This is a genomic window from Corynebacterium sp. (assembly GCF_012838985.1).
GTDB lineage: Bacteria > Actinomycetota > Actinomycetes > Mycobacteriales > Mycobacteriaceae > Corynebacterium.
In genome coordinates, this window is sequence record NZ_DUOE01000094.1 from 1 (window position 1) to 5,165 (window position 5,165).

Annotated in this window: 5 protein-coding genes; 3 read left to right on the top strand and 2 right to left on the bottom strand. The window is 62.8% G+C overall.

The features are described from left to right. A partial coding sequence (locus tag GXZ33_RS05320; RefSeq protein WP_291339833.1) for an uL14 family ribosomal protein occupies window positions 1-102 on the bottom strand: 102 nt, incomplete at its 3' end. A 201-nt stretch (window positions 103-303) separates the two neighbouring features. Beyond that, window positions 304-621 carry a hypothetical protein gene (locus GXZ33_RS05325; RefSeq protein ID WP_291339830.1) on the bottom strand — a complete coding sequence of 106 codons (318 nt, stop codon included), beginning with the start codon at window positions 619-621 and terminating at the stop codon, window positions 304-306. 685 nt (window positions 622-1,306) lie between these two features. Between GXZ33_RS05325 and GXZ33_RS05330 the strand changes: the two genes are divergently transcribed. The 3 genes from GXZ33_RS05330 (at window position 1,307) to GXZ33_RS05340 (ending at window position 4,539) form a co-directional block, all read left to right on the top strand. Then, on the top strand, window positions 1,307-1,930 hold the full coding sequence (locus GXZ33_RS05330) for a recombinase family protein (protein ID WP_042622299.1): 624 nt from the start codon (window positions 1,307-1,309) through the stop codon (window positions 1,928-1,930). A 333-nt stretch (window positions 1,931-2,263) separates the two neighbouring features. Further along, window positions 2,264-3,727 (top strand): Mu transposase C-terminal domain-containing protein, encoded by a 1,464-nt coding sequence (locus tag GXZ33_RS05335; RefSeq protein WP_291339831.1) that lies wholly within the window; start codon window positions 2,264-2,266, stop codon window positions 3,725-3,727. After that, window positions 3,727-4,539 (top strand): AAA family ATPase, encoded by an 813-nt coding sequence (locus GXZ33_RS05340; RefSeq protein ID WP_291339832.1) that lies wholly within the window; start codon window positions 3,727-3,729, stop codon window positions 4,537-4,539. The genes GXZ33_RS05335 and GXZ33_RS05340 overlap by 1 nt, the downstream gene beginning before the upstream one ends. Window positions 4,540-5,165 lie beyond the last annotated feature (626 nt).

The following is a 5,165-nucleotide window of genomic DNA, read 5'->3' on the forward strand; positions in this document are numbered from 1 at the left end:
GCCAGCAAAGCGTCGACCGGAACCGCCGAGCACGCGGATGCACAGAATTTCACGTGCACCGGTGTTGTCGGCGACCTTGAGACGCGATTCCTGCTGGATCACGATGGGTCTCCTTGACCTGGATTGACGTGCGTCAGATTTCCGGCCTGAACGCACCTGGTCTATGTCTTGCTGCTGTCCGGGCTTATCGACGAACCCCTGTTCAGGGTCGAAGGGTCTCGGCGGCGCGTCCGGAAAAGCACACGTCGCCGACCAGCGCGGTCAACCCGGATATTCAACCATACGGGCAGGTCGGAATCCAAATCACCGCTTCTCGACGACCTCCCGCAACGCCTTCTCCTCCGCGCTCTCCGCCCGCTCCTCATGGGTACCGCCGATGACCGCCCGGAAGTATCTGCCCCCATCCCTCACGGAGAGGTAGGTCCCTGGTTCCTCCAGCTCCACCAGTGGGCGGAAGAGTTCGGGGTCGAAGGAGTCCGGGAAGAATTTCAGCTCGCCGGGCCCCGCACCCGTGAGGGTGACTACTTCCAGCCCCAGCGGGGCCAGCTGCTCCTGGTACATGCGGATGCGGTCGAACTTCTCCAGCAGGAGGGAGGAGGTGACCGTGGCGCCCGGGTGCACACTGAGCTCCGGTTGGCCGTATCCGCTGAAGGAGACGCTGACGGTGTTGTCGGCGCCCGGGCCACGGTTGAGGCGGTCCCCTGTGACTCGCGGTCTTGTTTGGCGGCTTTTTCACAACTTCGTTTGGCGGCCCCTTGAGGAGCTGCCATCAGGGACATCCGTTCTCCGCCGTCAGGATCAGGTCCCCCGGCTGGTCACGCCTGGGGTGACAACATCATCCCGAGGCCGACCACCACCAGCACGACCACCAGGAGATAACCCCGCCAGGTTCCGGCACCCGTGCCTCACCTGACATCTGTTCGGTGCCCCACATCGGGCCGCACCACCCTGAGGTCACCCACCTACCCCTCGCGCGTTGTGCCCAGCGCCCGAACACCGTGAGCAAGCCTTCGCTCACGGCAGGGCCAATACTCATTCTTGGCCACACTCGAGACGCAAAGCGGCGTGATTCACTACCGGCATGTCGGGGAGATGACAGTCATCTACTGCGATACATGCGGCCTGTTTCACAAGGACAGCCATGCGGTCGTGCCGCTGCAGGGTGTCCCACTTCCTTGGAAGTGGGACACCTCTATTGACAATGAATTGAAAATTCATTGTCCCAGGACGCGCCTGTTCCACAAGTTATCCCAATAGACTGTCCCGTCAGACCCGTTGCGGAATATACTTCCGGTACGATTTCGGCATGAAGATCGGATATGCCCGAGTGTCGACCGCAAAACAAGACCTCGACCGTCAGGTCGACGCGCTGCGCCAGGAAGGTATTGCGGACAAATACATCTACGTCGACAAGAAATCCGGATCCACCACCAACCGCCCGGGACTCCACAAGGCACTGGATCAAGCTCGCGCGGGTGATGTCATCGTCGTCCACACCCTCGACCGGTTGGGGCGCACCGTTCGCGACACCCTCAACCTGATCCACGACCTCCAGGAGCGCGAGGTCGGGGTACGCACCCTGGCCGATCCGATCAAGGTCGATTCCTCCGACCCTCATGATCCGATGGCCCAACTGGCGGTGGTGATCCTGTCGTTGTTCGGGCAGATGGAACGCACCTACGCCCTCGAGCGCGCAGCTCACGCCCGAGCCGTGGCCACGGCGAAGGGCAAGCGGGTGGGCAGGCCCAGTGTGGTCGACCCAGACAAGTTGAAATATGCCGAGCATCTGCGCAATGAAGGATTCTCGATGCGCGAGATCGTGGAGAAAACAAACATTGCCCGCACCACCCTCTACCGGTACCTACCTCCCCGACCGGTAGATACCCACACCGCCGAAGGACAGGACCTCGCTCCTGGTGCTGGTGAGTGAACATGGCTTCTGAAAAATGACGGACAGTGCAGGTGAGTACTGGCATCAGAATGTCAGAATTCGACTTCACTCGCCCAGGTCACGATAGGCAGCTAGACAGACGAGTTCTGAAAACCCCAGCCGGGCTCGAGGCCGCCCGAGGGGCCCGCCCCGCTCCTGAGTGGAGATACACTGCGCACCGCGCGGAAACTGCTATGAGCACAAAGACATGACCCTCGCCTAGATCGGTACAGTTCTAGGTGTGAGCCGCACCACCGCCTGCCGGACCTTGCGCCGCGAGGCCGGAGTCACCCCACCCCGACGTCGGCGGGAAACGAACCGGGTGGAGTAGTCATGAGCGCAGGCGGCAGGTCCCAGACACCCACCGGCGTCTCCGCACGTGAACACACCGCCGCCGCCCGCTGGGAGATACTGCGCGGACACGTCGAGGACGGGATCCCGTTGACCCGGCTGGCCACCCAGGCAGGGATCGGGTTACGGACCCTGCAGCGCTGGCACGCGGCCTACCGCACCGAGGGAATAGCCGGGTTATCCCCGGTCCAACCAGCACCCCGGGGGCGACGGATCCATCCGGAACTCCATGCCCTGATCGAGGGGTTGGCCCTGATCAGACCACGGCTGACAGGAGCGGCGATCACCCGCAGGGCCAAGGCGATCGCCGCCGAACAGGGCTGGAACACCGTCTCCTCCAGCACCGTCCGCTCGATCATCGGTGACCTGGATCCGGGCCTGCTCACCCTCGCCCACCAGGGGCCAGTGGCCTACCGGGACACCTTCGAGCTGGTCTGGCGACACCGGGCCGAGCGGGCCAATGCCACCTGGCAGGCCGATCACACCGCACTCGACCTCCTCATTCGGGACGCCAACGGTGCCCCCGCCCGCCCCTGGTTGACGGTGATCCTGGATGACTACTCCCGCGCGGTCTGCGGTTACCTGGTCTTTCTCGGTGCCCCCTCGGCGATGAACACCGCCCTGGCGCTGCGGCAGGGAATCTGGCCCAAACGTGATCCCGAGTGGCCGATGTGCGGGATCCCGGACGTGCTCTATGTCGATCACGGCCCGGATTTCACCAGCCATCACCTCGCCCAAACCGCGAGGGACCTGCACTTTGAGATCATCTACTCCGCGGTCGCCCGCCCCCAGGGACGCGGCAAGATCGAGCGGATCTTCCGCACCCTTAACACCGAGCTCCTGGCCGAATTGCCCGGTTATCTCGCACCAGGACACCGGCGTCCCGAACCGGTGCTGACTCTCCCGGAGCTGGATGCCGCCATCGGGGCGTTTATCAGTAGCACCTACCACCAGCGGATTCACCCGGAGATTAACACCACCCCGCAGCAGGCCTGGCTCGGCACCGGTTGGCTGCCACGTCTGCCCGACTCGATTGACGATCTCAACCTGTTGCTGCTCACCGTGGCGACACCGCGGGTCGTCCACCGCGATGGGGTGCATTTCCAGGGGTTGCGGTATCTCTCCCCACTGCTGGCGGCCTACGTCAAAGAACCCGTGGTCATCCGCTACGACCCACGCGATATCTCCGAGATCAAAGTCTTCCACCACGACCAGTACATCTGTACCGCCGTCGACCCCGACCACGCTGCCGCCACCGTCAGTCTCAAAGACATCCAGGCCGCTAGGCGGGCACGACGCCGACAGTTACGCGAGCAGATCAATGAACGCATCGCCGTGGTCGCCGACCATAACCCCCGTCCCAGACCCACGAGCCCGGAACCATCACCATCCGGGACACCAGCCAGGAAGAAGCCGAAGCTGCGTACCTATCTGGAGGAGGATTGATGTCCCCGCACCGCTTCATCGCCACCAAACAACACCGTCGGTTCGTCGAATTCGCCGACGCGGTGCGCCGGCAACGCACCATCGGCATTTGCTACGGGCAGGCCGGCACCGGGAAAACACTCTCCGCCCGGCATTATGCCCACTGGCCGGTGGCCGAGACCCTGCTGGAGGACTGGGGCCCCAGAGATGACTCGGATTGTCAGGTCTATGCAGCCCTGGCGCATAAACGCACGGTCTTCTACACCCCGGAGGTCGCCACTACCCCGAAGCGGATCAGGGAAGACCTCGCCCATCTCAGCGACCGGGTCGCCATCTGCATCGAACAACACCTGATCAACAGTGGCGAGGTGGCACGACCGACCTCGCGGTTGAACAAGTACCTCGACATGATCATCATCGACGAATTCGAGCGCCTCAACCCCACCGCCCTGGAGATGATGCGCGATCGCTTCGACCGCACCAACATCGCCCTGATCTTGATCGGCATGCCCGGCATGGAGCGGAAATTCAGCCGGTTTCCCCAGCTCTACAGCCGGGTCGGCTTCGCGCATGAATACCGCCCCCTGGCCGAGGAAGAACTGGTCTTCGTCCTCGAACGCCGGTGGCGCGCCCTCGGCCAGGACCTCAACACCGAAGACTTCACCGACGCCCAGGCCATCGCCGCGATCGCCCGGATCACCCGCGGCAACTTCCGCCTCGTCGACCGGCTGTTCACCCAGATGCAACGGATCATGAAGATCAACGAGTTGACCACCATCACCGATGATGTCGTCGAAGCAGCCCGCTCCACGCTGGTCATCGGCATCACCTAAAAGAACTGATATTAGCGGTGAGGTGTTGATGGCGGTTGAACAGGAGCGCCTAGCCATCGGTCCAGCCAGTCACCGCTCAGGAGGGCCGGGATGATCAACAACCAGATGGCACCGAGCCAGAACGCGGTCATCGCGTTCGTCAGCAGCAAGGCAAGCCCCACTGGAATCACGCTGAATAGGTAAAGACGTGGAAGAAGCCAGGTGGGTCGACGGCGACGTTTCCACACGGCCCACGCCACGGCCGCTACGACAGCCGCACTGATAACCCACAGAACCGGGGACCTGGGGTCATCTACCAGGGCGGGAGCTACGTCTCCGAACGCCAAGACTCCGAGCACACCTGTGGCCACGAGATTCCAGGTCACATATGTCACCCGGCGGCCAGGCTGCTCATCAGTCATGGTTCCACTCTAAAGGGTGCTGTTGGCATGGGCACGCCTACATTTAAAACCGCCATCTGAAGTTGCTAAAAAGCCGCCAAACGAAGCTGCGAGTCACAGCGGTCCCCGACGGCGATGAGGGAATCCCGGGCCCCGTCCTCGACATCGATATCGAAGGAGTTGTTTATCCTGTATTCCACCTGAGGCAGGTGCGGAATGGTGACCAGGTCACGCAGCAGCGCGCCA

Bases quoted from the DNA above. Each gene is read 5' to 3' on its own strand.
- GXZ33_RS05330 (WP_042622299.1), top strand. From the start codon at position 1,307: ATGAAGATCGGATATGCCCGAGTGTCGACCGCAAAACAAGACCTCGAC.
- GXZ33_RS05335 (WP_291339831.1), top strand. From the start codon at position 2,264: ATGAGCGCAGGCGGCAGGTCCCAGACACCCACCGGCGTCTCCGCACGT.
- GXZ33_RS05340 (WP_291339832.1), top strand. From the start codon at position 3,727: ATGTCCCCGCACCGCTTCATCGCCACCAAACAACACCGTCGGTTCGTC.